Source organism: Neisseria sp. HMSC074B07 (assembly GCF_001810355.1).
Classification (GTDB): Bacteria; Pseudomonadota; Gammaproteobacteria; order Burkholderiales; family Neisseriaceae; genus Neisseria.
On record NZ_KV800931.1, the window covers coordinates 1 to 1,822 of the forward strand.

The window sequence follows — 1,822 nt, forward strand, 5'->3', positions numbered from 1 at the left end:
TGGGGGCCAGTTCAGTTTTCAGACGACCTTTTTTCCTTTATTCATCTTCTGTTTTACTCATCGTCAGCCAGTCCCAAAAGTTTTCGCTCCATTTGCCGATGCGGTAGAGGAAGAGGGCGTAGCTTTCTTGAAGCAGGAATTTGTTTTTTTCCTTGCTTTGGTCGAACCGCGTGGTCGGCGTGGCGGAGATGTAGGCTTCGATGTCGAGGTCGGAGGCGATTTCGAGGGCGCGGGCGAGGTGGTAGGGGTCGCTGACGATGATGATGCTTCCGATGCCTTCGGCGCGCAGTATTGGGCGGATGTTGCGGATATTTTCGTAGGTGTTGCGCGAGGTGTTTTCAAAGAGGATGTTGTGCGCAGGTATGCCTTGTTTGAGGGCGTAGCGCCGACCGACTTCGGCTTCGGTCATGTAGCCTTTTTTGGGTGTTCCGCCGGTGAAAACGATTTTTTCGACGCGGTGGCTTTGGTAGAGGGTGATGGCGTGGTTGATGCGTTCGCGGAAGATGGGCGAAGGCCGTTTGTCCCACGCGGCGGCGCCGAGCACGAGGGCGGCATCGGCGCGGATATGACCGGGCAGGGGCTGCGAGCCGGTGTGGTACACCTGCCATGCGCCCTCGCCGAATATGCCGAGTACCAACAGGATACTCAGGCCTATGCCGCGAAAGAGGTAGTAGCGCAAGCCGTTGCGGCTGCGGAACAGGGAAATCATGTAGGGACGGCCTTCCCGCGCTTCAGTCCAACAGGGCTTCGATGTTTTCGAGCGGTCTGCCGATGGCGGCTTTGTCCTGTGTGGTCAGGATGGGGCGTTCGAGCAGGGCAGGGTGGGCTGCGATGGCTTCGAGCAGGGCTTGGTTGTCGAGGTCGGGCTTGTCCAAACCGAGTTCTTTGTACAAGTCGTCTTTGACGCGCATCATGCTGCGTACGGACGCCAAGCCCAGCTTGGCGAAAATGTCTTTCAGTGTCGCCAAGCTGGGCGGGGTGTCGAGGTATTTGACGACTTCGGCTTTGATGCCGCGCGCTGCGAGCAGGTCGAAAGCGGCGCGCGATTTGCTGCAACGCGGATTGTGGTAGAGCGTGAATTCAGACGACATAGGGTTCTCCAATGTTTTTAGATTTTGCTGATGGGCTTTATTATCGGCTGCCTTGGCGATTTCCTCAACTTATCACCCAATAATCGTCATTTTTTACCGCTAAAATCCAACATCTTCATTTTCTCCATAGACAGCACGCTGAAAGGGGTTACAATGCGTTCATCTGATTGATGCAAAGGATGGAACTTATGAAAAAATTATTGCTTGCCTCTGTTTTGATGACCGCTGCCCTGTCTGCCCCGGCGTTTGCCGCCGACCCGCTGGCAGGCTGGAACGACAACAAACCGCAAAGCCTGCAATCTCTCAAAGCCCCCGTGCGCGTGGTGAACCTGTGGGCGACCTGGTGCGGTCCGTGCCGTAAGGAAATGCCCGCCATGTCCGCTTGGTACAAAGCGCAGAAAAAAGGCAGCGTCGATATGGTCGGTATCGCGTTGGATACTTCCGACAACATCGGCAAATTCCTGAAACAAACCCCTGTCAGCTATCATGTTTGGCGTTATACCGGCGCGGACAGCCGCAATTTCATGAAGTCTTACGGCAACAACGTCGGCGTATTGCCGTTCACCGTCGTCGAAGCTCCAAAATGCGGCTACAAACAAACCATCACCGGCGAAGTCAACGAAAAAAGCCTGACCGCCGCCGTCAATGCGGCTAAAGAGAAATGTAAATAAATCGGGCTAAACCGAACTGAGAAAACAAAAAGGTCGTCTGAAAACTGAACTGGCCCCCAA

The 1,822-nt window shown here is 54.8% G+C and carries 3 protein-coding genes; 1 reads left to right on the forward strand and 2 read right to left on the reverse strand.

Annotated features, from left to right (window positions below; translation table 11 throughout):
- Positions 1 to 37: 37 nt before the first annotated feature.
- Positions 38 to 709 (reverse strand): YdcF family protein, encoded by a 672-nt coding sequence (locus HMPREF2726_RS06350; protein ID WP_003768329.1) that lies wholly within the window; start codon positions 707 to 709, stop codon positions 38 to 40.
- 22 nt (positions 710 to 731) lie between these two features.
- Positions 732 to 1,091, reverse strand: a complete 360-nt coding sequence (arsC, locus tag HMPREF2726_RS06355) for an arsenate reductase (glutaredoxin) (RefSeq protein ID WP_070602668.1) — start codon at positions 1,089 to 1,091, stop codon at positions 732 to 734.
- Positions 1,092 to 1,279: 188 nt separating this feature from the next.
- On the opposite strand from arsC, the gene HMPREF2726_RS06360 reads away from it, so the two are divergent.
- On the forward strand, positions 1,280 to 1,762 hold the full coding sequence (locus HMPREF2726_RS06360) for a TlpA disulfide reductase family protein (RefSeq protein WP_003775962.1): 483 nt from the start codon (positions 1,280 to 1,282) through the stop codon (positions 1,760 to 1,762).
- The last annotated feature ends 60 nt before the right edge of the window (positions 1,763 to 1,822 follow it).

Excerpts from the sequence above, each read along its gene's own strand:
- arsC (WP_070602668.1), bottom strand. The coding sequence starts at position 1,091 with ATGTCGTCTGAATTCACGCTCTACCACAATCCGCGTTGCAGCAAATCG.
- HMPREF2726_RS06350 (WP_003768329.1), bottom strand. The coding sequence starts at position 709 with ATGATTTCCCTGTTCCGCAGCCGCAACGGCTTGCGCTACTACCTCTTT.
- HMPREF2726_RS06360 (WP_003775962.1), top strand. The coding sequence starts at position 1,280 with ATGAAAAAATTATTGCTTGCCTCTGTTTTGATGACCGCTGCCCTGTCT.